This is a genomic window from Paraburkholderia sp. SIMBA_030 (genome assembly GCF_046535245.1).
Lineage (GTDB): Bacteria > Pseudomonadota > Gammaproteobacteria > Burkholderiales > Burkholderiaceae > Paraburkholderia.
The window spans coordinates 1-273 of record NZ_JAWRXB010000514.1 but is presented as its reverse complement, the minus strand read 5'-3'; the positions used below and the strand labels follow the sequence as shown (position 1 = coordinate 273).

Annotated in this window: 1 protein-coding gene; it reads right to left on the bottom strand. The window is 62.6% G+C overall.

All coding sequences use genetic code 11. From position 1 onward, the window contains the following. On the bottom strand, window positions 1-273 hold a 273-nt coding region (locus tag SB772_RS41020), incomplete at both ends, for a hypothetical protein (protein ID WP_410838653.1).

Genomic DNA, 273 nt, shown 5'->3' with positions numbered 1-273 from the left:
CGCCCTTACCGTCCGACACCATCGTGTCGCAATACTGCGCGATCTCGTACAGCGACCACTTGTCGAGCGATGACGCATCAACGTAGCGGCCCGCGCCGTAGCGATCGTTCAGCACGAGGTCGTAGAAGATCCACGGCGGGCAGTCGGTCCATGCCTGTTTGAACGTGCCGTCCCACGTGCCCGAGTACGTGCGCTGGTCGGGATCGTAGTTCGACGGCACGCTGATAATGCGGCCCTTGATGTCGTACGAGCGCGTCGGCACCGAGCTGAACG